This window comes from Kineococcus sp. G2, from assembly GCF_037154035.1.
Classification (GTDB): Bacteria; Actinomycetota; Actinomycetes; order Actinomycetales; family Kineococcaceae; genus Kineococcus.
Window position 1 is genome coordinate 42862 of the sequence record NZ_JBBBEM010000054.1, and the last position, 25594, is coordinate 68455.

Consider the following 25594-nt stretch of genomic DNA (forward strand, 5'->3'; position numbering starts at 1 on the left):
GCGAATCCCGTGCCGGGGGCTGAGTCCCCGGCCGTGCCCCGCCAGGCGTGGATCGTCCTGGCCACCGCCACCGCCGGGTTCGTCGTCAACTTCTGGGCGTGGGCGCTCATCAGCCCGCTGGGCAGCTACTTCGCCGGCGAGCTGGAGCTGTCGGCGCTGGAGAAGTCGCTCCTGGTCGCCGTACCCGTCGTGGTCGGCTCGTTGGGGCGCATCCCCGTGGGCGCGCTCACCGACCGGTTCGGTGCCCGGGTGATGTTCCCGGTGATGTCCGCCCTGACCATCCTGCCCGTGCTGTTCGTCGGGTTCGTGGCGACCGGTTCGCTGGGGCTGATGCTCCTCGGTGGCACGTTCCTGGGCCTGGGCGGCACGACCTTCGCCGTGGGCGTTCCGCTGGTCAACGCGTGGTTCCCGCCGGCGCGTCGCGGTGCGGCGCTGGGGATCTTCGGCATCGGCATGGGCGGCACGGCCGTGTCCTCGTTCACGACGGTGGCGCTGAAGGACCGGTTGGGGCTGACGTTCCCGTTCGCGCTGGTCGCCGTGCTGCTGGCCGTCTACGCCGTCGTCGCGGCCGTGGTGCTGCGCGACGCGCCCGGCCGGCAGGTGCCGACCGGCAGCGCGCTGCGCCGCGCGTGGACGACGTTCCGGATGCCGGTGACGCTGCAACTGTCCTTCCTCTACGCCGTCGGGTTCGGTGGGTTCGTCGCCTTCAGCGTCTACCTGCCCACCTACCTGCGCGATGCGTTCGGCCTGGAGCCCGGCGACGCGGCGATCCGCACGGCGGGTTTCGTGGTGCTGGCCGTGGCGATGCGCCCGGTGGGCGGTCTGCTCTCCGACCGGGTGGGACCGGTGCCCGTGCTCGTCGCCTGCTTCGCCGTGGTGGCCGTCTTCGCGACCGTCTGCGCGCTGGAACCCCCGCTGGAGCCGATCGGCACGATCGCGTTCCTCACCATGGCCGCGGCCCTGGGGGCGTCCTCCGGTGCCGTGTTCGCCCTGCTCGCGGTCGTCGCCCCGCCCGGGACGGTCGGCTCGGTCACCGGGATCGTCGGTGCCGCGGGCGGGCTGGGCGGTTTCGCCCCGCCCCTGGTGATGGGCGCGATCTACGGCTACGTGGGCAACTACAAGCCCGGGCTCGCGCTGCTCGCCGTCGTCGCCCTCGCCGCGGCCCTGTACACGGCCTTCGCGATGCGCGCGGTGACCGCCGGCGCCGGCCGGGGCTGACCGGGCGGGAGCACCGCCCCGGGACCACCGTCCCCGGTCCCGGGACCAAGGTCCCCGGGACCGGGCGCCGAAGCTTCTTACGCTGGGGCAACCGCCGTGCCCCCGTGGTGCGGCGCCGCGTCTCGCACCCGCACGCCCCTGGAGGTCCCGTGTCCACCACCGCGCCGTCCCGCACGCCGCTGCTGTCGGAGAGCTCGGAGGCGGTGGTGCGCGCGACGGCCGCCGTCGTCGCCGCGCACGCCGAGGAGATCACGGGCGTGTTCTACCCGAGCATGCTCGGCGCCCACCCGGAGCTGCGCCGGGTGTTCAACATGGGCAACCAGGCGACGGGGGAGCAGAGCAAGGCCCTGGCGGCCTCGGTGGTGGCCTACGCCGTGCAGCTCATCGACCCCGACGCACCGCCGTTCGACCACGTCCTGCGGCGCATCGCCCACAAGCACATCTCCCTCGGCATCCGCCCCGACCAGTACACGATCGTCGGCCGGCACCTGCTGGCCGCCGTCGGCGAGGTCCTCGGCGACGCCGTCACGCCCGAGGTGGCTGCGGCCTGGGACGAGGTGTACTGGCTGTTCGCCACCCAGCTCATCGCCGAGGAGGCCCGCCTGTACCACCTGGCCGGTGTGGACCCGGCCGTGCCGGTGCGTCCGTACCGCGTGGTGCGCCGCGTGCAGGAGACCGCGGAGGTCGTCTCCCTCGTGCTGGAGCCCGCGGACGGCGAGCCCCTCCCGGCCGTCCTGCCCGGCCAGTACGTGTCGGTGTTCGCCGACCTGCCGGACGGCTCCCGCCAGCCGCGGCAGTACACCGTCTCCTCCTCGCGCAGCGGCACCCGCCTGCAGATCACCGTGCGGCGCGTGCGCGGTCGCGACGGAGCCCCCGACGGGCAGGTCTCCTCGTTCCTCCACGACCACGTCGCCGTCGGCGACCTGCTGGACGTCAGCACCCCCGCCGGTGATGTCGTCCTCGAGGACACCGACGCCCCGCTGCTGCTCGCCAGCGCCGGTGCCGGCATCACCCCGGTGCTGTCGATCGTCGAGCACGTCGCCCGCACCCAGCCGCACCGGGCGGTGGTCGTCGCGCACGCCGACCGCACCGCCTCCGACCACGCGCTGCGCGAGGCGGTGCTGCGCACGGGCGCCGATCTGGACGACTTCACGGCGCTGGCCTGGTACGAGCAGCCCGAACCGGACGACACCACGTCGCACCACGGGTTCATGGACCTGTCCGAGGTGCCGCTGCCGGAGGGCGTGCAGGTGTTCACCTGCGGGCCGCTGCCGTTCATGCGGCAGGTGCGGGCCACGCTGCTGTCCCGCGGCGTGCCCGCCGAGGCGATCCGCTACGAGGTGTTCGGCCCGGACCTGTGGGGTGCGGCGCCCGAGCCGGCGGCCCAGCCGGCACCGGTGCCGCACCAGGGCGCGCACCAGGAGCGCGTGGGCGTCTGAACCGCTCAGGCGGCCGGTCGCTCGGGGCCGGGTTCGGCGGCGCCGCCGCCGAACCCGGCCGCCGTCGGCCGCGTCGCCGCCGGTGCCGGCCGCAGGTCCACCACGGCCGGTGCGGTGGGGGCCGGCGCCCGCCGCTGGGCGCGCCGGCGCACCAGCGCCACGGCGAACGCGACCGTCACGGCCGCGTAGAAGAGCGCGCGGGCGGTCTCCCCACCGGCGGTGAACCCCGCCGCGAGCGCCGCCGACCCGGCGGCGCCGACGAGGTGCACGAGGTCCATGAACGACGTCCAGACGGCCACCCGTCGATGGTGGACCCGTCGGCGCCGTTCCGCCCGCCGGTGCGCGTCGAGACGACCGGCCCGGCCGACCCGGAAACACGTGGAGTGAGTATCGGCTGCACAAGGTGACCGCGAGGGGTGGTGCGTGCGCTTCCCGCCGGGGCCGGCGGTGCCTGTGCCAGGCTGTGCCCGCCGTCCGTCCGCACGCCCCGGGAGCCTCCGTGCACCGCAACGCGACCGCCGTGGCCGAGCACCTGCGCACCGCCGGGTGCGCCGGTGAGGTCCGCGAGCTGCCCGTCCCCGCTCGCACCGCCGCGGAGGCCGCCGCCGCGCTGGGCTGCCCGGTGGGAGCGATCGCCAACAGCCTGGTGTTCCTCGCCGACGGTGAGCCGGTGCTCGTGCTGACCAGCGGCGCCCACCGCGTCGACCCCGTCCACACGGCGGCGCAGTTGGGTGCCGCGGAGCTCACCCGGCCCGGTGCGGCCGAGGTCCGGGCCGCCACCGGCCAGCCCATCGGCGGCGTCGCCCCCGTCGGCCACCCCGCGCCGCTGCGCACCGTCGTGGACAGCGCGCTCGCCGGTTTCGACGTGGTGTGGGCTGCCGCGGGGACGCCGCACGCGGTGTTCCCGACGACCTTCGCGGAACTGCTGCGCGTGTGCGGCGCCGAACCGGTCACCGTCGTCCCCTGACGCGGCCGCCGCGGGTCAGCGCAGGCGCAGCCCCATCGTGAGCCCGCCGCTGCCGGGCTCCGCGCCGTCCAGCTCGGAGAACCCCAGCCGGCGGTAGAACGCGACGGCGCCGGGGTTGCGGGTGGAGACCCCCAGGTGCACACCGGGCACGCCGCGCCCCGCCAGCTGCACCAGCAGGTGCTCCACCAGGCGGCGCCCCAGCCCGCGGCCCTGCACGCGCGGCAGCAGGTCGATGTGCAGGTGCGCGGGGAACCCCGAGCGCCCGAGCAGGTGCGGGCGCGGGCCGGGCGGGGTGTCCAGGGAGCGCAGCAGGGCGGTGTCCATCGCCGTCGGCTCGTGACCGGCCGCGACGAACCCCCGGTGGCGCCGCCGCACCCCGGCCCACCAGTGCTCACGGGCCCACTGCTCGAAGGCGAGGGTGTCGGCGCAGCCGATGACGTACCCGGCCACCCTGCCGCCGCTTCCGCCGTCGCCGTCGTCGACGACGGTCACCAGCGCGGGGTCGTGCGCGGCGTACGGCCCGGCGTACACGTCGCCCAGCAGCAGCGGGTCGGCGTAGCGGCCGGTGGCGTCCTCCCCGTGGAACCCGGTGCGCAGGCACACCTCGTACAGCCCGCTCAGGTCGGCCGGGGCGGCCGGGTCGAACGGGCGCAGCCGCGCTCCCGGGCCGCGCCGCGGGCCGGGAGCGGGGTCGTGCGGGGTTCCCGTCGGCACGGCGCCCATCCTGCCCCAGCGCTGCGCGGCAGGATGGGCCGGTGCGCGAACTCCTGGCCGTCGGGTGCTGGACCGCCGCCACCGGCGGCCGCGGCAGCGGTGTGGTGCTGCTGGCGCGCGACCCGGTCACCGGCCGGCTGGGCGAGCAGGTGGCGGAGGACCCGTGCGACTCCCCGTCGTTCCTCGCCGCGGCCGGCGCGCCGGGGGTGCTGCACGCCGCCCACGAGGTCGACGACGGCGCCGTCTCCACCCGGCGTCCCGGCGCGCGGGAGGTGCTGGGGCGGGCGCCGAGCGGGGGCCCCGCCCCCTGCCACGTCGCGGTGCACCCGGGCGGGGAACTGCTCGCGGTGGCCGACTACGGCGGCGCCGTGGGGATCGTCGCCGCCCCCGGCGGCATCGCCCGGGAGCTGGTGCAGGTCCTCACCGCGCCGGGTTCCGGCCCGCGCGCCGACCGGCAGGAGTCCTCCCACCCGCACTCGGCGACGTTCCCGGACCCGGTCACGCTGCTCGTGGCGGACCTGGGCACCGACGAGCTGCGGGTGCACCGCGTCGACCCGGCGGCCCGCCGGGTGGGCACCCGGCCGGTGCAGGTGGTGCGCACCCCGCCCGGTTGCGGACCCCGGCACGCCGCCGTCACCGGCACCCCCGGTTCCCGCGCCGTCCACGTGACCGGCGAGCTGGACGCGACGGTCCTGTCCCTGCCGCTGCTGGACGGCCCCGCCGGCGCGCGCCTGGGCGCACCGGTGGCGCACCCGGCCCTGTCGGGGAGCGCGGCACCGCCCGTGCACCCCGGCGAGGTGGCCGTCCTGGCGCCCGGGCGGCTCGTCGTCACCAACCGCGGCGCCGACGTCCTCACCGTCCACGAGGTCGCCGGCGGCGTCGCCCGCCCCGTGCTCGACGTGCCGCTCGGCGCGCGCAACCCCCGCCACGTGCGCGTGGTCGCCGGCTCCGGCGGCCGCACGCACCTCTACGTCAGCGCGCAGGACTCCGACGCCGTGGTCCACCTGGCCCTGGACGCGGACCTGGCCGTGGTGGACCGCTCGTGCGCCGAGGTCGCCTCACCCACGTGCGTGCTGCCGCTGGTGGGCTGAACCCCCGCGGCCGCCGGCCTCACTCCACCACGGCGAACGCGTCGATCTCCACGAGCATCTCCGCACGGGGCAGGCCGGTGAACACGGTGGTGCGCGCGGGCAGCACCCCGTCGGTGGTGCGGGCACCGACGAACTGCCCGTACGCCTCGTTCATCGCCGCGAAGTCGTCCCGGGTGGTCAGGTACACCCGCAGCGCCAGCACGTCGTCGAACGTGGCGCCCCCGGCGCGCAGCACGGCCTCCACGTTGCGCAGGGTGCGCTCGGTCTGCGCCCGCACGTCGCCGGCGTGCACGTACTCGCCGGTGGCGGGGTCCACCGGGCCCTGCCCGGAGACCTGCAGCAGCGGCCCCTTGCGCACCCCCTGGGAGAACGTGTGCGCGGGGGCGGGGGCCTGGTCGGTGCTGACGGCGGTGCGCGGGGACACGGGGACTCCTCCTCGTCGGGGACGGCCCGGGGCCTCGACCCGGCGCCGCCACGATGCTAGAACCGCCGGGACGCGCACGACGGGGAGAGGCGGTCCACGGTGGCGTACGACGCGGGACGGGTGGGGCCGCTGGGCCCGCAGCACAAGGCCGCGCCCGTCGCGGCGTGGGGGCGCGACGCCGCGGCCGTCGCCGCGGAGCGCCCCGGCCTGGCGCGGCTGCCGACCCCGCTGGTGACGCTGGACGCCGCCGCCCTGGAGCACAACCTCGCCACGATGGCGGCGTGGGCGCGCGCGGCCGGGGTGGACCTCGCCCCGCACGGCAAGACGACGATGGCGCCGTCGATCTGGCGCCGTCAGCTCGACGCCGGCGCGTGCGGCCTCACCGTGGCGACGCCGTGGCAGCTGGCGGTGGCCCTGGACGCGCAGGTGCCGTGGGTGCTGGCCGCCTACCCCGTCCTGGACCCGGGGGTGCTGGCCCTGCTGGCGCGCCCGCGCAGCGCGCGGGTGCTGGTGTGGGCCGACGGCGCCGACGTGGTGGAGGCCACCTCCCGCGGCCTGACCGCCGGCGGGGAACCCGCCCAACCGCTCGACGTGCTCGTGGAGCTGGGGGCACCGGGCGGGCGCACCGGCGCCCGCTCGGTGGAGGCGGCCCTGGAGGTGGCGCGCGCCGTGGCCGCCGCCCCCGGGCTGCGGCTGGCGGGCGTCGCCGGGTACGAGGGGGCCCTCGCCCACGACGCCGGGGCGGCCGGCCTGCAGCGCGTGCGGTCCTGGCTGGGGGAGCTGCGCGACCTCCACGAGCGGCTGGCCGCCTCCGGCGCGTACGGCGACGTGCCCGGCGGTGTCGTCGTCAGCGCCGGCGGCAGCGCCTACTTCGACCTGGTCGCCGAGGCCCTCGCCCCGCTGCACGACCCGGCCGGCCAGCGCGGGCCGGCGACCCGGACGGTGGTGCGCGCCGGGGCGTACGTCGCCCACGACGACGGTTTCTACCGCGGCATCTCACCGCTGGGGCGCGGTGCCGCCGGTGCCGCCGGGGAGGGCCTCCGCGCCGCCCTGCACGGGTGGGTCCGCGTGGTCTCGCGCCCCGAACCCGGTCTGGCGCTGGCCGACGCGGGCAAGCGGGACCTGCCGTTCGACGAGGGCCTGCCGCAGGTGCAGGCGGTGCGGCGCAGCGGTTCCGGGGCCACCGAGACCCTCACCGGGGCGCAGGTGACCGCCCTGAACGACCAGCACGCGTTCGTGCGGCTGACGGGTGCGGCGGAGTCGCTGCGGGTGGGCGACGTGCTGCGGCTGGGGTTGTCGCACCCGTGCACGGCGTTCGACAAGTGGGGCCTGCTGCCCGTGCTCGACGACGCCGGTGCCGCCCAGCCGGTCCTCGTCGACTGGGTGCGCACGGTGTTCGGGTGAGGTTCCGGCGGAGTCCCGGTGGGTTCCCGGTGGGTTCGCGGTGAGCGACCTGCTGGTGCGCGGTGCGCTCCTCGTCGACGGCACCGGCGCCCCCGCCCGGCGCGGCGACGCCCTCGTGGCCGGCGGCCGGATCGCGGCCCTGGGCGACGTCGGAACCACCGCCGGGGCGCGCGTGCTCGACGCGGACGGCCTCGTCCTGGCGCCGGGTTTCATCGACCTGCACGCCCACTCCGACCTGGCCGTCCTCACCGACCCGCAGCACCTGGCGAAGACCGCGCAGGGGGTGACCACGGAACTCCTCGGCCAGGACGGGCTCAGCTGCGCGCCCGTGGACGACGCGGCCCTGGACGTGCTGCGCGAGCAGCTGGCCGGGTGGAACGGCGTGCCGCACGACCTGGTGTGGGACTGGCGCGGTGTGGGGGAGTACCTGGACCGCGTCGACGCCGGCGCCGCCGTCAACGTCTGCTACCTCGTCCCGCAGGGCACGGTGCGCCTGCTCGCCGTCGGCGCCGAGGACCGCCCCGCCACGGACGCGGAGCTGGACCGGATGCGGGACCTGGTGCGCACCGGGATGCGCGAGGGTGCCGTGGGGATGTCCAGCGGGCTGACGTACGCGCCCGGCATGTACGCGGGCACCGCCGAGCTGGTGGAGCTGGCGCGGGTCGTCGCCGGTTTCGGGGGTTTCTGGGCGCCGCACACCCGCTCCTACGGCCGCGGCGCGCTGGAGGCGTACGCGGAGGCGGTGCAGGTGGCGCGCTCCTCCGGCGCGGCGCTGCACCTGACGCACGCCACGATGAACTTCGGCGTGAACGCCGGGCGGGCGGCGGAACTGCTGGCCCTGGTGGACGCCGCGCTCGCCGGCGGCGTGGACGTCACCCTGGACACCTACCCGTACCTGCCGGGTTCCACGACCCTCGCCGCGGTGCTGCCCGGGTGGGCGAGCGCGGGCGGCCCGGCGGCGGTGCTGCGGCGGCTGGCGGACCCGGCGGTGCTGCCGCGGTTGCGGCACGAGCTGGAGGTGACCGGTTCCGACGGCTGCCACGGCGTGCCCGTCGAGTGGGACACCCTGCAGGTCGCGGGCGTGCGGGACCCGGCGCTGGGCGACGCGGTCGGCGCCACCGTCGCCGCTCTGGCGCAGCGGTCGGGGCGGGAGGCGTTCGAGGTGTTCCGCGACCTGCTGCTGCGCGACCGGCTCGGCACCACGGTGCTGCAGCACGTCGGTCACGAGGAGAACGTGCGGCAGATCATGCGGCACTCCCGGCACGCGGTCGGCAGCGACGGGCTGCTGGTGGGGGAGCGCCCGCACCCGCGCGCCTGGGGGACGTTCCCGCACTACCTGGGCCGCTACGTGCGCGAGGAGGGGGTCCTCGGCCTGGAGGAGTGCGTGGCGCGCATGACCTCGCGCCCCGCCCGGCGCCTGGGCCTGGTCGACCGCGGGGTGCTGCGCCCGGGCGCGGTGGCCGACCTGGTGCTGTTCGACCCGGCCACCGTGGCCGCAGGGGCGACGTTCGAGGAGCCGCGCCGCACTCCTGTGGGGATCCCGCACGTCCTGGTCGCCGGGGTCCCCGTCATCGCCGACGGGGCGCGCACGGACGCGCTGCCGGGACGGGCGCTGCGGCGCGGTGCGGGGCCGGGCGGTTCCTGCGGGCCGCGCCGCTGAGCGCCCGGCTTCCCGCCCGCCGGCCCGTCAGGCGGGAACCCCGCCCGTGGACCGGTCGGTGGTTCCGTCGGTGTGCGCGACGTGCCGCAACTGCCCCCAGATCAGCACCAGGAACACCGCCGACCCGGCGAACGCGAACCAGAACGGGGCCGTGACCCCCAGGTGCTGGGCCAGCACCCCGCCGATCCCGGAACCCGCCACCAGGCCGCCGAACGTGCCCACGGCGTTGACCGACCCCACCCGTCCCTGCAGGTCCGCGGGCACCGCGCGCTGCCGCACGGTGATCGACGTCGTCCCCCAGACGAACGCGTGGGCGCCGAAGACGAAGAACACCGGCAGCGCCACCCACGGGGAGGTGGTGGAGGCCAGCGCGGCGTGCGTGAGGGTCTCCACGACCAGGCCGATCCGCATGAGGTCGCCCAGGCTGACGCGCCGGGTGATCGCCCCGTACGCCAGGGTGCCGAGCAGGCCGCCGACGGCGCCGACGGTCGTCACCAGCCCGTAGCCGACCTCGCCGAGACCGAGGTGTGCGGTGGCGTAGAGCACGAGCACCGACCACGCCGCCCCGAACGTGATGTTGAAGACGAAGATGGTGAGGACGAGGGTCCGCACGGCGGCGTGGTGGACGGTCCAGCGCACCCCCTCGGCGACGTCGTGGCGCACCCGCGCCCGTTCGCGGACCCGGGCGCGCGAGCCCAGCCGCAGCCGGCTGACCAGGACCGCCCCCAGCCCCACCAGCGCCGCCTGGGTGGCGAACGGCAGGAACGTCCCGGCCGTGAACAGCGCCGCCCCCAGGGGCGGGCCGGCGAGCTGGTTCACGGTGATGAAACCGGTCTGCAGGCGCGCGTTCGCGGCGGCCAGGTCGTCGCGGGCCACGAGGACCGGCAGCAGCGTGCTCGTGGTGTTGTCGGCGAACACCTCGGCGGTGGCGACGAGGAACAGCGCCACCAGCACCACCGCGATCGGGGCGCTGCCGGTGAGCACCGCCAGCGCCAGCAGCACCAGCACCCCGGCGCGCACGGCGTCGACCGCGACGACGAGCAGGCGGCGGTCCAGGCGGTCGGAGAGGACCCCGGCGTACAGGCCGAACAGCAGCGGCGGCAGCCACTGCACCGTCGCCGCGAGCGCGACGAGGAACGCGTCGTCGGTGGTGGAGGCCACCAGCAGGGGGCCGGCGGCCAGGGCGATGCCGTCGCCGAGGTTGCTGGACCAGCTCGATCCCAGCAGCCACCGGAACCCCGTCCCCAGGCGGGCGGGCACGAGCAGTTCCACGAGGCGGCGCACCGCACCACCCTGCCACGCCCCGACCCTCCCCTCACCCCTCCGTGATCTTGCACCTGCGAGCGCTCGACCGTGCGGGATCGCGGAAGGGGGAGGGGGGCAGCCGGTGGCCGCTCTCGCCGGTGCGGTGCTCGGTGCGGCGTCCGGTGCGGCGTCCGGTGCGGCGCGGCAGGCGTCGGCGATCTCGTCGAGCGGAACCTCCAGCGCCGCGGCGAGCGCGGCGACGGCCGGCCCGGGCACGGACCCGTCCTGCGGCCCGGTCTCGTCGTGGCGATCGAACCGTGGTTCTTCGCCGGCGGGCGCGGGGAGCACGCGGTCGACGCCGACGGCTGGACGCTGCGCAGCGCCGACGGCCGGCCCGGCGCCCACGAGGAGCACACCGTGGCGGTCACCGAGGACGGGCCGGTGGTCCTCACCCTGGCGTGAACTCCTCCCGCAGCTCCAGCACGAGCTGCGCGGGGGGTTCCACCGGCCCCGGGCGGGGCGTCCGCCCGTCCGGGGCCGGGCTCACCCGCCCCAGCACCCGCGGGCCGCGCGCCCCCGTGCAGGACGGTTCGCTGCCGGGCAGCCCGTGCAGCGCCGCCCACCCCAGCAGCGCGAACGCGATCGCCTCCTTCGCGTCCGACGGGCACCCCAGGTCGTCGCTGGGCCGCACCGCCACGCCGGGCACCCGCTCCGCGATCGCCGCCAGCAGCACCGGGTTGCGCACCCCGCCGCCGGAGACGAGCAGCTCGTCCAGCCGGTGCGGGCTCACCGCGTCGGCGACCGTCCGCGCGGTCAGCGCCGTCAGCGTGGCCACCAGGTCCGGCAGCGGTGGTTCCGCGCCCGCACGGTCCAGCACCCGCGCCACGTACCCGGCGTGGAACAGCTCCTTGCCGGTGCTCTTCGGCGCCGGCAGCGCGTAGTACGGCTCCGCCAGGAACTCCCGCAGCAGCGCCTCGTCGACCCGGCCCGCGGCGGCCAGCCGGCCGTCGCGGTCGAAACCGTCCGGGTTCCCCGGGTCGGCGGACACGACCGCGTCGATCAGCGCGTTCGCCGGTCCCGTGTCCCACGCGCGCGGCACGGAACCGGGCACGCAGACGGTGACGTTCGCGATGCCGCCGAGGTTCAGCGCCCCCGCGCGCCGGCCCCGCGCCACCGCGGGCGCCAGTAGCAGCCGGTCCAGCAGCGGCACGAGCGGCGCGCCCTGCCCGCCCGCGGCGACGTCCGCGGCACGCAGGTCCGAGACCACGGGCAGCCCGGTGGCCTCCGCGATCCACGCCGGTTGCCCCAGCTGCAGCGTCCCCAGCGTCCGGCCGCCGCGCACGTCGTGGTGGACGGTCTGCCCGTGGCTGCACACCGCGTCCACGACCGCGCCGGGCGGCAGCGCGGCCAGCGCCGCCACCGCGGCCGCGGCGAACTCCTGCCCGATGCGCGTGTCCAGCGCGCACAGCGCCCCGGCGCTCGCGGGGTTCGGCGGCAGCGCCGCCACCAGGTCCTCGCGCAGGCTCGGCGAGTACGGCACGCTCCCGGTGCGCTCGACGCGCCCGGTCAGGCGCGGGCCGTCGGCGCGGAACTCCACCACGGCGGTGTCGACGCCGTCGTGGGAGGTTCCCGAGATCATCCCCAGCACGCGCATCAGCGGCTCTCCAGGGCCCGGGAGAGCCGGCCGTCCGCCGCCCGCAGCGCACGACGCGCGGCCTCGGCGTCGCAGCCCAGCGCGAGCGCGGCGATCGCCGTCTTCGCGTGCCAGTCCGCCGCGCGCAGCGCCTCCTCGGCCGCCGCCTCGCCGGCCCCGGTGGCGGCCACGACGATCCGCACCGCGCGCCGGCGCAGCTTGGCGTTGGTGGCGCGCACGTCCACCATGAGGTTCCCGTGGGTCTTGCCCAGGCGCACCATCACCAGCGTCGAGAGGGTGTTCAGCACCATCTTCGTGGCCGTCCCGGCGCGCATCCGGGTCGAGCCGCGCACCACCTCCGGGCCGACGACCACCTCGACCGCCAGGTCGCACGCCGCCGACAGCGGCGTCGCGGCGTTGCACGACAACCCCGCGGTGAGGGCCCCCAGCTCCCGGGCGCGCCGCACCGCCCCCAGCACGTAGGGGGTGCGGCCGCTGGCGGCGATGCCCACCACGGTGTCCAGCGGGCCGACGCCCAGCTCCTCCACGTCGCGCGCGCCGGCCCCGGCGTCGTCCTCCGCCGCCTCGACGGCGCCGGTGAGCGCGGCCGGGCCGCCGGCGATGAGGCCCACCACCACGTCCGGTCCCGTGCCGAACGTGGGCGGCACCTCGGAGGCGTCCAGGACCCCCAGCCGCCCGGAGGTGCCGGCGCCGACGTGGACGAGGCGGCCCCCGCGGGCCATCCGCTCCGCGGCGGCGTCCACGACGGCGGCGATGCGCGGCAGCTCGGCGCGCACCGCGGCGGCGACCTGCGCGTCGGCGTCGTTGACCAGCCGCACGAGGTCGAGGGTGCTCATCGCGTCCAGGTCCGGGCCCGGCCCGTCGACCGCCTCGGTGACCAGGGCGTCCAGCCCCTCCCCGCTCACCGGACCCGCTCCTGCCCGCCGACCGCCCGGTGGGTCTCGCGCAGCGCCGCCACGGCCTCGCCGCCCAGCCGTTGCGCGACGGCGGCGTGCAGGCAGTCGACGAGGAGCAGCGCGCTGGCCCGGGCCGCCGTCGCCCCGGCCCGGTACGCGGTCTCCCGCCCGGCCGCCACCAGGACGTGGTCGGCGCAGCGGGCCAGCGGGTTCGCGGCGGACCCGGTGATCGCCACCACGACCGCCCCGCGCTCGCCGGCCCGCCGCGCCGCGGCCAGCACCTCGCGGGTGCGGCCGGAGTGGCTGACCACCAGCGCCACGTCGCCCGGGCGCAGCAGGGCGCTGCTGACGAGGGCGGCGTGCGGTTCGGTGCGCAGCCGGCTGACCAGGCCCAGGCGCGCCGCCCCCAGGTCGGCGTGCCGGGCCGCGAGGGCCGAGACCCCCACGCCGTAGCAGTCCACGACCCGCGCGCCGGCGACCGCCTCCGCGGCGGCGGCGAGCACCTGCACGTCCAGCGCGGCGGCGGTGGCGGTGACGGCCTCGCGCTCCAGCGCGGCGAGGGTGGCCACCACCGCCGCCAGGTCACCGCCCTCGGTGAGGTCGCCGGTCAGCAGGGCGACCGGTTCGCCGGCCCCCGCGGCGTCCGCGCCGCCGGCGGCCGCCAGCGCCAGCCGCAGCTGCGGGTAGCCGGCGAACCCCAGGGACCGCGCGGTGCGCACCACGCTGGCCTCGCTCGTGCCGGCCCGGCCGGCGACGTCGGTGACGGTCAGGTGCGCGGCACCCGGGTCGTCCAGCAGCACCCGCAGCACCCGGGCGGCGGAGGCGGTGGCAGCGGGCACCGCGGCCAGCAGGTGGGCGCGCAGGGCCCCGGGGGCGGGGGGCGCGTCGGGCGGGGCGTCGGGTGGTGGCACGGGCGGTCTCCGGGACGGGGTGGCGAGGCTCTGGCACGGACTTTCACCCGCGTGTACCGTCGTGTCAACTTCTTTCACCCGCCGATCCCGTGGAGGCGCCGTGAGCACCCCGACCCGCGGCCACCTGGTCCGCTCCGAGATCGCCGAGCAGCCCGCCGTCGCCGAGCGCGTCCTCTCCGCCGCCACCACCGCCGGCGGCGAGCTCGCCCGCGTCGCCGCCCGCCTGCGCGAGGCCGCCCCCCGCACCGTCCTGCTCACCGCCCGCGGCACCAGCGACCACGCCGCCCTCTACGCCAAGTACCTGATCGAGGTCGGCCTCGGCCTGCCCGCCGGACTGACCTCCACCTCCACCCTCACCGTCTACGGCGCCAGGCCCGACCTCACCGGCGTGCTGTGGATCGCCGTCAGCCAGTCCGGCGGCTCCCCGGACCTCGTGGAGTCCACCGCCGCCGCCCGCCGCGCCGGCGCCACCACCCTCGCCGTCACCAACGACCCCGCCTCGCCCCTGGCCGGCGCCGCCGAGCTGCACCTCGACGTGCACGCCGGACCCGAGCTGGCCGTGGCCGCCACCAAGAGCTACACCGCCCAGCTGCTGACCCTGTGGCTGCTGGTCACCACCTGGCGCGGTGCCGACACCGCCCCCGCGCACGACGTGCCCGGGTTCCTGGAGCACGCCGTCGGCGCCGACGACGTCCCCGCGGTCGCCACCCGCTACCGGTTCGTCGACCGCCTCGTCCTCACCGCGCGCGGCTACTCGTACCCCACCGCCCGCGAGGCGGCGCTGAAGCTCATGGAGACCTCCTACCTGTCCGCGCAGGCGTTCTCCGCCGCCGACCTCATGCACGGGCCGCTGGCCATGGTCGACGCCGACCGGCCCGTCATCGCCGTCGTCCCCGACGGCCCCGGCGGGCGGGCGATGACCCCCGTGCTGGACGCGCTGCGCGAACGCGGCGCCGACGTGTGCGCCGTCGCCCCCGACGGCCTCGCACCCGACGCCACCGTGCGCCTGGCCGTGCCCACCGGGATCCGCGAGGACCTCGCCCCGATCGTGCAGGTCGTGCCCCTGCAGCGCCTGGCGCTGGAGATGGCGCTGGCCCGCGGCCTGGACCCCGACGCCCCCCGCGGCCTGCGCAAGGTCACGCAGACCCGGTGAACGACCAGGTGGAGAACCGGGTGAGCGCGTGAGCTCCACCCTGGCGCGCGGCACCGTGCGCACCGGCACCCGCGTCCTGGCCGACGGGTGGGCGCTGCTGCGCCACGGCACCGTCACCGCCGTCGGCACCGGCGAGGCGCCCCCCGCCGACCGGGTCGTCACCGGCGCGCACGTCGTGCCCGGGTTCGTGGACCTGCACTGCCACGGCGGCGCCGGCGCCTCCTTCGGCGGCACCGGGGACGCCGCCGTCGCCGCCGCCCGCACCGCCGCCGCCCTGCACCGCGCCCACGGCACCACCACCCTGCTCGCCAGCCTCGTCACCCGGCCCGTCGACGAGCTGGCCGCGACCCTCGCGGCGCTCGCGGACCTCGTCGCCGACGACGTCCTCGCCGGCGTGCACCTGGAGGGCCCCTGGCTCAGCCCCGACCACCGCGGCGCCCACGACGCCGCCCTGCTGCGCGCGCCCGAGCCGGGCGACGTGGACCGGCTGCTGGGCACCGGGGTCGTGCGCGCCGTCACCCTCGCGCCCGAGCTGCCCGGCGGCCTGGACGCCGTGCGGCGCGTGAGCGGCCACGGGGCGGTCGCCGCGGTCGGGCACACCGGTGCCGACGAGGACACCGCCCGCGCCGCCGCCGACGCCGGCGCCCGGCTGGCCACCCACCTGTTCAACGCGATGCCGCCCGTGCACCACCGCCGCCCCGGGCCCGTGCTGGCGCTGCTCGCGGACGAGCGGGTGGTGGTCGAGCTCATCGCCGACGGCGTTCACCTGCACCCGCTGGTCCTGGCGCACGCCGCCCGCACCGCCGGCCCGGCGCGCACCGCCCTCGTCACCGACGCGATGGCCGCCGCCGGCGCCCCGGACGGCACCTACCGCCTCGGCGGCCTGGCCACCGTCGTCACCGACGGCGTCGCCCGCCTCGCCGACGGCGGCGCCATCGCCGGCAGCACCCTGACCCTGGACCGGGCGCTGCGCTTCGCCGTCACCGCCGCCGGGATCGCCCTGGACGACGCGCTGGCCGCCGTGACCGCCGTCCCGGCGGCGCTGCTCGGGCGCGGCGACCGCGGCCACCTGGAACCCGGCGCCACCGGGGGAGCGGTCGTGCTCGACGAGGACCTGAAGCCGCTGCACGTCGTGCACTGACCGCCCCGGGCCCTCACAGGCCGCCGACGGGCGGTTCCCCCGTGTCCGGGACGAGGACCGGGGTGTCCTCGCGCAGCGTCTCGCCGCGGAAGAACGCCCGCAGCCGCACCGCGCACAGCAGCATCAGCGGCACCCCCAGGGCGAGCATCCCCACCCCGATGACGAACACGCCGCCCACGGAGCCGAAGCGGGTGTAGCCGTACTCCGGGTCCAGCATGTCCACCGCGCTCTGGCCGAACGCCCAGAGCATCGCGATCCCGCCCACCAGCGGGAACACGCCCCGCATCAGCGCGTCGCGCAGCGAGCGGGTCAGCGTGCGGCGGAAGAACCACACGCAGGAGAACGCGGTGATCCCGTAGTAGAACGCCACCGCCAGGCCGAGGGACGCGATGGAGTCCTGCAGCGCGTTCTGGCTCACCACGCTCAGCACGAGGTAGAAACCCACCGCCGAGGCGCCCATGACGACCGTGCCGAACGAGGGGGTGCGGTAGCGCGGGTGCACCCGTGCGAACCGCCGCGGCAGCGCGCCGTACACCGCCATCGACAGGGTTCCGCGGGCGGTCGGCAGGATCGTCGTCTGCGTCGAGGCCGCCGCCGAGACCGCCACCGTCAGCAGCAGCAGCGCGGACGCCACCGCCCCGCCGACCGGGTCGCCGAGGACCGTCAGCACGTCGTCGGCGTTGGCCTCGTTGCGCAACCCGATGCCGGTGGTCCCGAAACCCGCGTACGCCTGCACCGCGACCGCGACCAGCACGTACGTCACCAGCAGGACCACCGTGGACAGCAGCGCCGCGCGCCCCGGCGTGGAACCGGAGTCGCGCGTCTCCTCCGTGACGGCCAGGCAGGCGTCCCAGCCCCAGTAGATGAAGATGCACAGGATCACCGCCTCCGCCAGCGCCGAGGCGCTCACCCCGAACGGGGAGAACCACTCCCACTCGGGCAGCACGGCCTGCGGGCCGGCGTCCCCGGCCAGCACCAGGTACAGCGCCGCCACCGCCAGCAGCCCCAGCACCACGAACTGCACGACCACCAGGACGTTCTGCACCTGCTCGGAGATCTTGATGCCGCGGTAGCTCACCCACGTCATCGCCACGATGAACGCCACCCCCAGGCCCACCCGCAGCACCGGGTCGCCCGCGAGCCCCTCGGCCCCCAGGAACCGCAGCGTGTACACCGCGGAGATCTCCGCGACGTTCGCCAGGACGATGATCGCCGAGACCGCGACGCCCCAGCCGCCCATCCAGCCCACCCACGGGCCCAGCGCCTTCGTGCCCCACGTGAACGTGGTGCCGCAGTCCGGTGCCGCGCGGTTCAGCTCCCGGTAGGCGAACGCCACCAGCAGCATCGGCGCGAACGCCACCAGGAACATCGCCGGCGCCTTCTCGCCCACCGCCAGCACCACGTACCCCAGGGTCGCCGCCAGGCTGTACGCCGGGGCCGTGGCCCCCAGGCCGATGACGGTGTTGCCCCACAACCCCAGGGCCGCCGGGCGCAGGCCCTTGCCCGCCTCCAGGGTGGAGGTGCCGTCCGCACCCCGTCGCTCCGCCATGCCGCTCCTCGCGTTCCGGGGCCGATCCAGCGGGCAAGCCTAACGGCCCGCGCGGGACCTCCGTCCTGTTGTGCGCACGGCCCCGGGAGCGGGACCATCGGGGAGCGGTCGCACGGCAGCGCCCGCGCCCCGGCCGCGAGGAGGCGGTGTCGTGAACGGCCACCAGGACGACGGAACCCGCCCGGGCGGTCCCGCCCCGGCCCGCACCACGGTCGGCTGGTCCGGCTCGGGCGCCTCCCGCCGCGCGCTGCGCTGGGCGCTGCTGGAGGCGTGCGCGGCCGGCGGCGCCGTGCACGTGGTCGCGGTGGACCCCCCGCGCGAGCCCGCCCCGCCCGGGGGCGCCGCGCCCGTGCCGCCCTCGGCGTCCCTGCCGGCGGCGCTGGCGGAGGAGCTCGAGCGGCTGCCCGGCCGCTGCCCGCCGGTGAGCACCACCGTCACCACCGGCGACGTGCCCTCCGGCGCCGGCGCCGTCGCCGCCGCCCTGCTCGTGGCCGCCGCCGACGGCGGCTGGCTGGTCCTGGGCTGCGGCCGGCACGCCGACCCCCTGACCGCCGGGCACGTGCTGCGCGGGTGCGTGCCCCGTTCACCCGTGCCCGTGGTCCTCGTCGGCCCGGGCGCCGTGCTGACCCGTCCGCGCCGGCTGCTCGTCCTCGCCGACGCCGCGCTCGCCGCCGCCTCCGACGCCGCGGTCGAGCTCACCGCCCGCCGCGCGAGGACCGTCGGCTGCGACGTGCGACTGCTCACCGAACCCGCCGCTCCCGGGCGGTCGCGCCCGGGGTCGGCGCACCGGCACCGCACCACCCGGCAGCAGCTCGCCGCCGCGGCGCACCGGCCTGCGGTCGCCGGCCCCGTCGACGGGCCGCCGGGGGACGCGGTGGCCCGCGCCCAGCGCACCGGCGACCTCGCCGTGGCAGCCGCCGCCGACGTCGCCGTCCTGCCCCTGCGCACCCTGCGCGTGCCCGTCGTGCTCGTGCCCCCGGCCGCGCGCACCGTCGTGCTGCCCGACACCGCGCACGCGGGCGCCCAGCCCTCCACGAGCACCGGCCGGCCCGCGGTGCCCAGCAGGACGTAGGCCACCCGCCCCAGCCGTCCATCGGGGTCGCGCCGTCGCGCCGGGCTGACGCAGGCCCAGTTGGGCCGGCGCGCCGGAGTCACCCGGAGCGTGATCAGCGCCCACGAGTCCGGGCAGCGCCTGCGCAGGCACCGCCGCGAGGTCAAGACGATCGCCACCGCTCACGGCGTGCACCACGTGCGCGTCTTCGGCAGCACCGCCCGCACGCGCGACCACCTCGCCCACCGCTGCTTCGACACCACCCGCGCCACCGTCGCCGCCACCGTCACCCAGGACCTGCCCGAACTGCGGAACGCCGCCGAACGCCTGCTGGAGGCCACCGGCGACTGACGGCGCTCCGAACCCACGGGAATGCCGACGCGCGCGCGTCGCTGATCCCGGTCCGCGGCGCAGCGGGGAGCGGGATCGGGGTACGTGCTCGTCGAACAGCGCGACGGTGGCCGACGGTCGCGGCGCGTCCGCCCCGATCCGCGTGGGCGAGATCGACACGGGCGTTGGGACGGGGTGAGGAAGGCCTCCGCCGGCCGACCGTGATCGTCAACGCGGGGAAGGAACTGCCACGACCGCCGTCTGGATCGAGGACGGCTCCTCCACCTCCGACGACTACGGCTCTCATGCCGAGTGCGCCAGGGCTCGTCTACCGCACTACCGTCCGATGACAGCGTGGGCCCGCCGGCGTGCCGGAGTTGCACCTCAGGCCTTGGCGTCGTCTCGCGATGCCTGCGCCAGCCGTTCGACGAGGTCGTCCGGGATCGGTTTGTGCGGTGAGAAGGTGATGCCGGTCTTGGTCGCCTTCAGGCCGGCAGCCGCGATTTCTCCAGCATGTCTGGCGATGGCGCCTGGGAGGAGGTAGAGCCCGCACTGCTTGCTGAACGCCGCATAACTCGCGACGACCGTGCCGCCGATCCTGAACCCCGGCATGTTGTAGGCCACGATCTCCTCCGCCTGCGGCAAGGCGCGGGCCAGTGTCGCGCGCAACCGGTTCAGCGAGGGCTGGAAGGGCTCGGGCGCCGCGGCGATGTAGGCGTCGTGGTCGGCTGTCGTCGTCATGGCCGCGTCTCCCTCTTGATCGTTTTCAAGGGTTTCGTTCCACCCTGCCGAAGTGTCAACTTCATTGTGTCGAGGACCTCGACTCCGAGATCCGGAAGTTCGTCACCGACTTGAACGGCCGAGCCCGACCACCGTGTGGGGCGAAGACCGCTGAAGAGGTCCTCGAGAAGGCCAACCGCAACGGCTCCAGGAACGCGACAACAGCGCACGCACCGCTGGGCTCGGCTCTGACGACGCGCCCGTGGTTGGTTGGTCGGTCGTGGTGCCCGCGTGTCGTCGGGCGCGGCAGGGCGGCACAGGTCGACGTCGTGGTCTCTGCCGCCACGCCAGCTAGAGCACCGAGCCCCAGGCCAGGAGCGGCCATCGACACCGGGAAGAGCCAACCGGGCGCTGGCGGGACGATGGGTGCCGCCACGAGTCCCAGAACACATCCAAGGGCGGCCGCGACTGCGCCGACTACCCCAGGGAGCCGAGCCCGGGCCTCGTTCATGAGGCCACTCTCTCAAGAGGCAAGGGCCTCGCGACGGGATGACGCACAGCGGGCCGCTCGGTCATCCCGCTGGCCACGCGCGATCACGAGCAGCTGGCGGCTTCACGGTCGTGCCGATCTGCACGCGTGCTCGGGTGGGTGGCGGTGAATGCCTCAACGGTCGAGGCCCAGCGACAGCCCCTGCCGGGTCAGCGTCTCCTTGAGCGGCGACACCGCCCGCGGTCCCACTCCGTGCACCTGCAGCAGATCGACCTCCCGCAGGCGGCTCACGTCATGCAGCGAACTCACGCCTGCAGCAGCCGGTGCCCGCGGCGCTGGGCGGCGGATGCGGACGGGCGGGGCCGATGCGTCGGGAGCGGACGACCGAGACGTGAAGGACTCCTGGAAGAGGTGGGCCAGTCCACTGGTGGACTCCTTCAACGTCCGCCCCTCATCGCTGGCACGCGCACTCGCTCGTACCGCCGACCTCGCGCTCTTGCCGATGCCGCACCGTTCCCCGCCCGCGGTGATCATGCGCGGTTGAACGCTCACCGGTGCAAGACCACCGGTGCGGGTGGACAGTTCTGCTGCAGGCCGGCGCCGACACGCCGGACGAGCGGGCGCGGGCACCGGCGCGTCGTCCGTGGCCCGCAGCGCCGCTGTCCGCCTCGGCGGAGAACGCCCGGTCATCCCGCTGTCGTGGAAGTCCACGACCGGCTCACAGGAGCCGGACGTCGTAGTCGCTGAAGCGTCGATCGACGCTGAGCAGCTGCAGCCCCCGCCGGGCGGCCTGGGCGATGAGCACGCGGTCGAAGGGGTCGTCGTGGTGGCGCGGCAGGGCGCCGGCGGTCAGGCCGTCGTCCACGGTGACCGGCAACTCGGTGAAGCCCTGCTGCCGCAACTCCTCGCGCAGGCCGTCCGGGGCGGTCAGCTTGCCCAGCGCAGCCTTGATCGACATCTCCCACGCCGAAGCCGCGGAGACGAGCACCTCGTTCTCGCCGTCGGCCACGGCGGCCCGCATGCGTTCGGGCAGGCGTTCGTCGTCACTCAGCCACCACAGCAGGACGTGGGTGTCGAGCAGGAGAGCCGTCACGGGCGCGGCTCGACGTCGTCGCCGAAGGCGGCCACCAGGTCCTCGGAGGTGTCATCGAAGTCATCGGCGATGACCACTCGCCCCTTCCACGCCCCGGGACGACGCGCTCCGTGCGAGCGGGCGGGAACCAGGCGAGCCACGGGCTTGCCGGAGCGGGCGATCACCACGTCCTCGCCCCGCTCGACCGCTTCGAGCAGGCGTGACAGGTGCGTCTTCGCCTCGTGCACGTTCACCGTCCGCGTCACGACCCCACGGTAAGGACTAAGTCGGGCTCAGTCCACCGCCTCAAGCGGTGCGCAGCGGTCGCTACGACTTCACGGTCGTCCCGCGGTGGTGGTGCGACTCACCACGGCCGCTGAGCACCGAGGCAGACTGCCGGGGGTGCAGCCGCCGGCCACCAGTCCGTCCCGCCAGGCCCTGCTCGATCGACTGGCCACCGAAGTCGACGCGCTCCCGGTGGACCCCTACGTCCGCGTCGGCGTCGACGGCGTCGACGGGGCCGGCAAGAGCGTCTTCGCCGGCGAGCTCACCGCCGCCCTGCGCGCCAGGGGCCGCACGGTGGTCCACGCCTCCGTCGACGGCTTCCACCACCCCCGTGCCCTGCGGCACGCGCGCGGCCCGCGCGACCCCGAGGGCTCCTACCGCGACTCCCACGACCTCGAAGCCCTGCGGAAGGAACTGCTCGGCCCGCTCGCCCCCGGTGGTCACGGCCTGCACCGCACCCGCGTCTTCGACGTCCGCACCGACACCCCGGACGTCGCCGAGCGGCAGCAGGCGGCACCGGGAACGATCCTGGTCGTCGACGGCGTCTTCCTGCACCGGCCCGAGCTGCGCGGGCGCTGGAGCTTCTCGCTGTGGCTGGAGGTGGAACGGGCCACCACCCTGCAGCGCTGCGTCGTGCGCGACGGGTCCGGCTCCGCCGACCTCAGCGCCGGTCCGGCACCGGGGCAGTGCCCTCCCGACCCACCTCCTGCAACCCCTCGGTCGTGACGCTCGTGGCGTCGTCACCGCCCGCCGAGCGTGCGGGCCGGCAGACCGGCCCCGGACATCAGCCCTGGCCCGCCGAAGCGATGAGCCACGGGTCCCGGTCGGAGTGCCGGACCAGCACGTACCCCCACCCGGGCATCCCGCCCGCCGTTCCCGTTCCGCCGTCGTCGGCGGTGTACGTCGCCTGCACCTGCACCGCCTGCGCGTAGGCCTTCAGCTCCTCAGCGCCCCACGTGGTGTCGTGGGTGGTGGCGGTGTCCGAGACCTCGACGTCGTCCAGGTCGGGGGCGTCGCCGTCCTGCCAGCCGTCCTGCGCCGCGAAACCCGGGGTCGACAGGACCGCTGCGGTGACCGCGTCGTCGTCCTGCACCGCGTGCAGGTAGTCGCGGACCACGTCGCTGGGCGGTTGCGAGGCGACGTGACGCTCGACCACGTCCGCCTCCGGCGTGGACGGGGGCGGTCCGCAGGCCGTCAGCGCAGCGACGGCCCCGGCGAGCAGGACGGGAAGACGTCTCACCCCTCCTGTGTAGCGCCCCCGGTGGGGCTGCGGCGTCACGTCCACGAACTCCCCGCCGCCCTGGCGCGGAACCGGCGCGCCGGCGGGGACGAGGACCTCGAGGACTGATCGTCGAGCGGTGCTGAGCGGCGGTTCCCCGTGCTCCTCGCACCGCTACGAGTCGGCCTCGACGAGGAGCGCACCGCGACGCGCGCGCCTCCTCCACCAGCGGCGCACCAGCAGCACCGCGGCAGCCGCGGCCGCCGCCAGCGCTGCCCACGCCCACCCGGCGTTGAGCAGGTAGCTGGTGAACCGCGCCACCGACTGCACCGCCGCACTCCGGTCCAGCCCACCCGAGGCGTTGGCGAAGGAGTCCAGCGCCCCGAAGGCGACGGCGAGCAGGGCGACGCCCAGCAGACGCCGGTGGGTCCTCATGCGATCACGCTACTGAGGTCACCCCGGTTCGTGACCGTTCCACCCGGTGCCGGGCGCCGGCCCCGGCGCTGTCCGTGGGCGCCGACGGAGCGCGTCAGGTGCAGCGGGTCGCTGCTGCCGCACCCGCCCGAGCACCGCCGCGCCGGCGGGCGGGTGCGGTGAGCACGACCAGGCTGGTCAGCAGGACGGCCGTGCCCACCCAGCCGAGGACCGGCAGCCGCTCGTGCAGGACGACGACGGCGGCGACGGCGGCGACGGCCGGCTCGATGAGGGACAGGGTGGTGGCGGTGCTGGCCGGGACCGCGGCCAGGCCACGCCCGAAGAGCACGTACCCGAGGAACATCGGCACCACCGCCAGGTAGGCGACGGCGGTGAAGGCCTGCGCCCCGGCCACGACCGGGCCGCCGGTGAGCAGCAGGACCGGCAGCAGCAGCACGCCACCCAGGCCGAACACCGCCCCCATGACCGGCCCGGCGGGCAGGCCCCGGCGCATCACCCGCGCCGCGCCCCAGGAGTACAGGGCGTACGTCACCCCGGCCAGCAGGGCGAGCGCGATGCCCAGCACGGCCCGGCCGCCGCCGGCGCTGCCCCCCGCCCCGGGGTGGGCCAGGCCCAGCAGCAGGACGCCGAGCACGCCGGTCGCCGCGCCCAGCGCCCACCGGCGGGTCAGGGGTCGCGCGTCCAGCACCCGCTCGATCAGCGCAGCGGCGACGGGTGCCGAGCCGATCGTGACGACGGTGCCCACCGCGACACCGGCCAGGTGCATGGAGGAGTAGAACGCCAGCGGGTAGACGGCCACGGCGCAGGCCGCGAGCAGCAGCGTGCGCCGCTGCGCCCGCAGGGCGGTGCGGTGCCGGCGCAGGCCCCCGAGCGCGGCGGCGGCCTGCAGCAGCCCGCCCACGCCCATCGCGGCCGCCCCGGCGGCCAGCGGCCCCACACCGGGGGCCAGCGCCGCCGCCGTCCCGGTGGTGCCCCACAGCGCAGCGGCGGCCAGCACGCACAGGGAGCCCCGGGTGGTGCCGCTGCCGGGCCCGCCCGTCACGCGGTGGTGCCCGCGGTGAGGGGGCCGACCAGTCGCGCGGCGATCTCCCGCGCGTGGTGCAGGCGCTGCGGGTCGCCCTCCAGGCCGCCGCGGGCCATCGCCCCCTCCAGCAGGAACGACAGGTGCTCCGCCGTCGCGGTGCAGGTGCCCGGCGGCAGGCCTGCCTCGAGCAGGTGGCCCTCCAGCAGCGCCTGGACCTCCTCCTTGTGCCGGCGCACCAGCTCCCGCCCGGGGGAGCCGGTGGGCAGCTCGGCGGCGGCGTTCAGCAGGCCGCAGCCGCGGAAACCGTGCCGGTACGCCTTCTCGGCGTGGTCGACGTAGGCGTCGAAGACCGCACCCACCCGCGCGGCCGGGTCGCCGGCTGCGGCCAGCCGGCGCCGGTACAGCCCCAGCCACTCCTCGTGCCGGGCGCGCAGGTGCGCCAGCACCAGCTCCTCCTTGGAGGCGAAGTTGTTGTAGAGGCTCATCCTGGCGACGCCCGCCTCGGCGATCACGGTCTCGATGCCGGTGGCGGCCACGCCGTGCGCGTAGAAGAGCTCGGCCGCGGCGCCCAGCAGGCGCTCGCGCGCCGGCACGCGCGGCGCACCCGGGCTCCGGTCGGCGGCACTGCTCGGACGTCCGGCCATCGGCTGCCCCCTTCAGTAGGTAGACCAGTCTACCTACCGGGGGAGGGGCGCGTGGTCCGCGGGACCGGTGGAGGTGCCGTCCGCGACACTCGACGTCACCGCTCGCCGGGCATACGGTGGGGGGCGGTTGTACCACCAGCCTCCGCCGACGCGCAGGGTCGACGACGACCCGGCGCCCGATGCACCGGAGGGTGCCCGTGCCTCTCCCCAGCGCCCCCAGCGCCCCCAGCGCCCCCAGCGCGCCCGTCGCGACCGGCGTGCTCGACCGCAGCGCCGGGTGCGACCTCGCCCACCTCGACCTGTCCCTGCGCTCCGGCCCCCGCGGAGGCCCCGCGCTGCTGCGCGCCTCCGGCGAGCTGGAGGCGTCGACCGCCGACCTCTTCCTCGGCGTCGTCGACAGCGCCCTGCGGCAGGGGTGCGCCGAGGTGGAGGTGGACCTCGCCGACGTCACCTTCTGCGACGTGCGCGGCATCGACGCGGTGCTCACCGCCCGCGCCCGCCTGCGCGCCGCCGGCGGTGAGCTGCACCTGCGGCAGGTGCAGCCCTTCCTGCACCACGTCTTCCGCCTGCTGCGCCTGGGCGAGGCCGTCGAGGGCTGAGGCGCGCCCGGTCGCCGGCCCGGCGGTGCGGGCGCCCGCGCTGACCGCGGGCGCCCGCCCCTCACCAGCGGGCGGTGTTCGGGCTGAAACCCGGGTCGACCGTGCGCATGTACCCGGTGTCGTCGCGGTCGCGCAGGCCGCAGCGCAGGTACTGCTCGTGCAGGCGCGCCAGCGCGTCGCGGTCCAGCTCCACGCCCAGCCCCGGCCCCGTCGGCACCCGCACGGAACCGTCGGCGAAGCCGAGGACGCCGGGGACCAC

The 25594-nt window shown here is 76.6% G+C and carries 27 protein-coding genes and 2 pseudogenes; 13 read left to right on the top strand and 16 right to left on the bottom strand.

The annotated features are described in order from the left end of the window. The first annotated feature begins 33 nt into the window (after nucleotides 1-33). Both V9U69_RS09640 and V9U69_RS09645 read left to right on the top strand, forming a co-directional pair. Complete coding sequence (locus V9U69_RS09640; RefSeq protein ID WP_337061487.1) at nucleotides 34-1218, top strand: MFS transporter; 1185 nt, start codon at nucleotides 34-36, stop codon at nucleotides 1216-1218. A gap of 149 nt (nucleotides 1219-1367) precedes the next feature. After that, on the top strand, nucleotides 1368-2657 hold the full coding sequence (locus tag V9U69_RS09645) for a globin domain-containing protein (RefSeq protein ID WP_337061489.1): 1290 nt from the start codon (nucleotides 1368-1370) through the stop codon (nucleotides 2655-2657). Between the two features lie 5 nt (nucleotides 2658-2662). Here V9U69_RS09645 and V9U69_RS09650 read toward each other — a convergent pair whose 3' ends face one another. Then, the gene (locus V9U69_RS09650; protein WP_337061490.1) at nucleotides 2663-2956 is read right to left on the bottom strand and encodes a hypothetical protein; all 294 of its coding nucleotides are present in this window, start codon (nucleotides 2954-2956) and stop codon (nucleotides 2663-2665) included. Nucleotides 2957-3156: 200 nt separating this feature from the next. Here V9U69_RS09650 and V9U69_RS09655 point away from each other — a divergent pair, with 200 nt between their 5' ends. Further along, on the top strand, nucleotides 3157-3624 hold the full coding sequence (locus V9U69_RS09655) for a YbaK/EbsC family protein (RefSeq protein WP_337061491.1): 468 nt from the start codon (nucleotides 3157-3159) through the stop codon (nucleotides 3622-3624). Nucleotides 3625-3639: 15 nt separating this feature from the next. On the opposite strand, the gene V9U69_RS09660 is transcribed toward V9U69_RS09655, so the two are convergent. Beyond that, nucleotides 3640-4338: a GNAT family N-acetyltransferase gene (locus tag V9U69_RS09660; RefSeq protein ID WP_337061493.1), complete on the bottom strand. Its 699-nt coding sequence runs from the start codon at nucleotides 4336-4338 to the stop codon at nucleotides 3640-3642. A 41-nt stretch (nucleotides 4339-4379) separates the two neighbouring features. Here V9U69_RS09660 and V9U69_RS09665 point away from each other — a divergent pair, with 41 nt between their 5' ends. Then, nucleotides 4380-5429 carry a lactonase family protein gene (locus V9U69_RS09665; protein WP_337061494.1) on the top strand — a complete coding sequence of 350 codons (1050 nt, stop codon included), beginning with the start codon at nucleotides 4380-4382 and terminating at the stop codon, nucleotides 5427-5429. Between the two features lie 19 nt (nucleotides 5430-5448). Here V9U69_RS09665 and V9U69_RS09670 read toward each other — a convergent pair whose 3' ends face one another. Continuing rightward, nucleotides 5449-5853, bottom strand: a complete 405-nt coding sequence (locus V9U69_RS09670; RefSeq protein WP_337061495.1) for a RidA family protein — start codon at nucleotides 5851-5853, stop codon at nucleotides 5449-5451. A 99-nt stretch (nucleotides 5854-5952) separates the two neighbouring features. On the opposite strand from V9U69_RS09670, the gene V9U69_RS09675 reads away from it, so the two are divergent. Together V9U69_RS09675 and V9U69_RS09680 are read left to right on the top strand one after the other, a co-directional pair. After that, the gene (locus tag V9U69_RS09675) at nucleotides 5953-7257 is read left to right on the top strand and encodes an alanine racemase (RefSeq protein WP_337061496.1); all 1305 of its coding nucleotides are present in this window, start codon (nucleotides 5953-5955) and stop codon (nucleotides 7255-7257) included. 40 nt (nucleotides 7258-7297) lie between these two features. Continuing rightward, on the top strand, nucleotides 7298-8917 hold the full coding sequence (locus tag V9U69_RS09680) for an N-acyl-D-amino-acid deacylase family protein (protein WP_337061497.1): 1620 nt from the start codon (nucleotides 7298-7300) through the stop codon (nucleotides 8915-8917). 27 nt (nucleotides 8918-8944) lie between these two features. Here V9U69_RS09680 and V9U69_RS09685 read toward each other — a convergent pair whose 3' ends face one another. Continuing rightward, complete coding sequence (locus tag V9U69_RS09685; protein ID WP_337061498.1) at nucleotides 8945-10201, bottom strand: MFS transporter; 1257 nt, start codon at nucleotides 10199-10201, stop codon at nucleotides 8945-8947. A 264-nt stretch (nucleotides 10202-10465) separates the two neighbouring features. On the opposite strand from V9U69_RS09685, the gene V9U69_RS09690 reads away from it, so the two are divergent. Further along, on the top strand, nucleotides 10466-10624 hold the full coding sequence (locus V9U69_RS09690; RefSeq protein ID WP_337061499.1) for a hypothetical protein: 159 nt from the start codon (nucleotides 10466-10468) through the stop codon (nucleotides 10622-10624). On the opposite strand, the gene V9U69_RS09695 is transcribed toward V9U69_RS09690, so the two are convergent. The 3 genes from V9U69_RS09695 to V9U69_RS09705 are packed head-to-tail and all read right to left on the bottom strand — an operon-like array spanning nucleotide 10611 to nucleotide 13623. After that, the gene (locus tag V9U69_RS09695) at nucleotides 10611-11816 is read right to left on the bottom strand and encodes an anhydro-N-acetylmuramic acid kinase (RefSeq protein ID WP_337061500.1); all 1206 of its coding nucleotides are present in this window, start codon (nucleotides 11814-11816) and stop codon (nucleotides 10611-10613) included. The genes V9U69_RS09690 and V9U69_RS09695 overlap by 14 nt on opposite strands. Next, nucleotides 11816-12721, bottom strand: a complete 906-nt coding sequence (murQ, locus tag V9U69_RS09700; RefSeq protein ID WP_337061501.1) for an N-acetylmuramic acid 6-phosphate etherase — start codon at nucleotides 12719-12721, stop codon at nucleotides 11816-11818. The genes V9U69_RS09695 and murQ overlap by 1 nt, the downstream gene beginning before the upstream one ends. After that, nucleotides 12718-13623, bottom strand: a complete 906-nt coding sequence (locus V9U69_RS09705; RefSeq protein WP_337061503.1) for a MurR/RpiR family transcriptional regulator — start codon at nucleotides 13621-13623, stop codon at nucleotides 12718-12720. The genes murQ and V9U69_RS09705 overlap by 4 nt, the downstream gene beginning before the upstream one ends. A gap of 100 nt (nucleotides 13624-13723) precedes the next feature. On the opposite strand from V9U69_RS09705, the gene V9U69_RS09710 reads away from it, so the two are divergent. Both V9U69_RS09710 and V9U69_RS09715 read left to right on the top strand, forming a co-directional pair. After that, the gene (locus V9U69_RS09710) at nucleotides 13724-14776 is read left to right on the top strand and encodes an SIS domain-containing protein (protein WP_337061504.1); all 1053 of its coding nucleotides are present in this window, start codon (nucleotides 13724-13726) and stop codon (nucleotides 14774-14776) included. 28 nt (nucleotides 14777-14804) lie between these two features. Next, a complete protein-coding gene (locus V9U69_RS09715; RefSeq protein ID WP_337061506.1) occupies nucleotides 14805-15917 on the top strand; it encodes an N-acetylglucosamine-6-phosphate deacetylase in 1113 nt (370 codons plus the stop codon). Nucleotides 15918-15930: 13 nt separating this feature from the next. On the opposite strand, the gene V9U69_RS09720 is transcribed toward V9U69_RS09715, so the two are convergent. Next, nucleotides 15931-17466: an APC family permease gene (locus tag V9U69_RS09720; RefSeq protein WP_337061507.1), complete on the bottom strand. Its 1536-nt coding sequence runs from the start codon at nucleotides 17464-17466 to the stop codon at nucleotides 15931-15933. A 151-nt stretch (nucleotides 17467-17617) separates the two neighbouring features. Between V9U69_RS09720 and V9U69_RS09725 the strand changes: the two genes are divergently transcribed. Both V9U69_RS09725 and V9U69_RS09730 read left to right on the top strand, forming a co-directional pair. Further along, nucleotides 17618-18538: a universal stress protein gene (locus V9U69_RS09725; RefSeq protein ID WP_337061508.1), complete on the top strand. Its 921-nt coding sequence runs from the start codon at nucleotides 17618-17620 to the stop codon at nucleotides 18536-18538. Between the two features lie 42 nt (nucleotides 18539-18580). After that, nucleotides 18581-18868: pseudogene (locus tag V9U69_RS09730) on the top strand (helix-turn-helix domain-containing protein); the annotation flags it as partial. A gap of 363 nt (nucleotides 18869-19231) precedes the next feature. Here V9U69_RS09730 and V9U69_RS09735 read toward each other — a convergent pair. From V9U69_RS09735 to V9U69_RS09745, 3 genes are all read right to left on the bottom strand, one after another. After that, nucleotides 19232-19588, bottom strand: a complete 357-nt coding sequence (locus tag V9U69_RS09735; protein ID WP_337061509.1) for an iron chaperone — start codon at nucleotides 19586-19588, stop codon at nucleotides 19232-19234. Between the two features lie 1187 nt (nucleotides 19589-20775). After that, a complete protein-coding gene (locus tag V9U69_RS09740; protein ID WP_337061510.1) occupies nucleotides 20776-21150 on the bottom strand; it encodes a type II toxin-antitoxin system VapC family toxin in 375 nt (124 codons plus the stop codon). Next, the gene (locus tag V9U69_RS09745) at nucleotides 21147-21395 is read right to left on the bottom strand and encodes a type II toxin-antitoxin system Phd/YefM family antitoxin (protein ID WP_337061511.1); all 249 of its coding nucleotides are present in this window, start codon (nucleotides 21393-21395) and stop codon (nucleotides 21147-21149) included. The genes V9U69_RS09740 and V9U69_RS09745 overlap by 4 nt, the downstream gene beginning before the upstream one ends. A gap of 136 nt (nucleotides 21396-21531) precedes the next feature. Here V9U69_RS09745 and V9U69_RS09750 point away from each other — a divergent pair, with 136 nt between their 5' ends. Continuing rightward, complete coding sequence (locus V9U69_RS09750) at nucleotides 21532-22140, top strand: hypothetical protein (protein ID WP_337061512.1); 609 nt, start codon at nucleotides 21532-21534, stop codon at nucleotides 22138-22140. A gap of 58 nt (nucleotides 22141-22198) precedes the next feature. Here V9U69_RS09750 and V9U69_RS09755 read toward each other — a convergent pair whose 3' ends face one another. From V9U69_RS09755 to V9U69_RS09770, 4 genes are all read right to left on the bottom strand, one after another. Further along, on the bottom strand, nucleotides 22199-22654 hold the full coding sequence (locus V9U69_RS09755; RefSeq protein ID WP_337061514.1) for a hypothetical protein: 456 nt from the start codon (nucleotides 22652-22654) through the stop codon (nucleotides 22199-22201). Nucleotides 22655-22807: 153 nt separating this feature from the next. Further along, the gene (locus tag V9U69_RS09760; RefSeq protein ID WP_337061515.1) at nucleotides 22808-23068 is read right to left on the bottom strand and encodes a hypothetical protein; all 261 of its coding nucleotides are present in this window, start codon (nucleotides 23066-23068) and stop codon (nucleotides 22808-22810) included. A 94-nt stretch (nucleotides 23069-23162) separates the two neighbouring features. After that, nucleotides 23163-24110 (bottom strand): DMT family transporter, encoded by a 948-nt coding sequence (locus V9U69_RS09765; RefSeq protein ID WP_337061517.1) that lies wholly within the window; start codon nucleotides 24108-24110, stop codon nucleotides 23163-23165. After that, nucleotides 24107-24736, bottom strand: a complete 630-nt coding sequence (locus V9U69_RS09770) for a TetR/AcrR family transcriptional regulator (RefSeq protein WP_337061518.1) — start codon at nucleotides 24734-24736, stop codon at nucleotides 24107-24109. The genes V9U69_RS09765 and V9U69_RS09770 overlap by 4 nt, the downstream gene beginning before the upstream one ends. A 197-nt stretch (nucleotides 24737-24933) precedes the next feature. On the opposite strand from V9U69_RS09770, the gene V9U69_RS09775 reads away from it, so the two are divergent. Then, entirely contained in the window at nucleotides 24934-25335 is a 402-nt protein-coding gene (locus V9U69_RS09775; protein ID WP_337061519.1) for an STAS domain-containing protein, read from the top strand. 61 nt (nucleotides 25336-25396) lie between these two features. On the opposite strand, the pseudogene V9U69_RS09780 reads toward V9U69_RS09775, so the two are convergent. Continuing rightward, nucleotides 25397-25594, bottom strand: a pseudogene (locus V9U69_RS09780) (glucarate dehydratase); the annotation flags it as partial.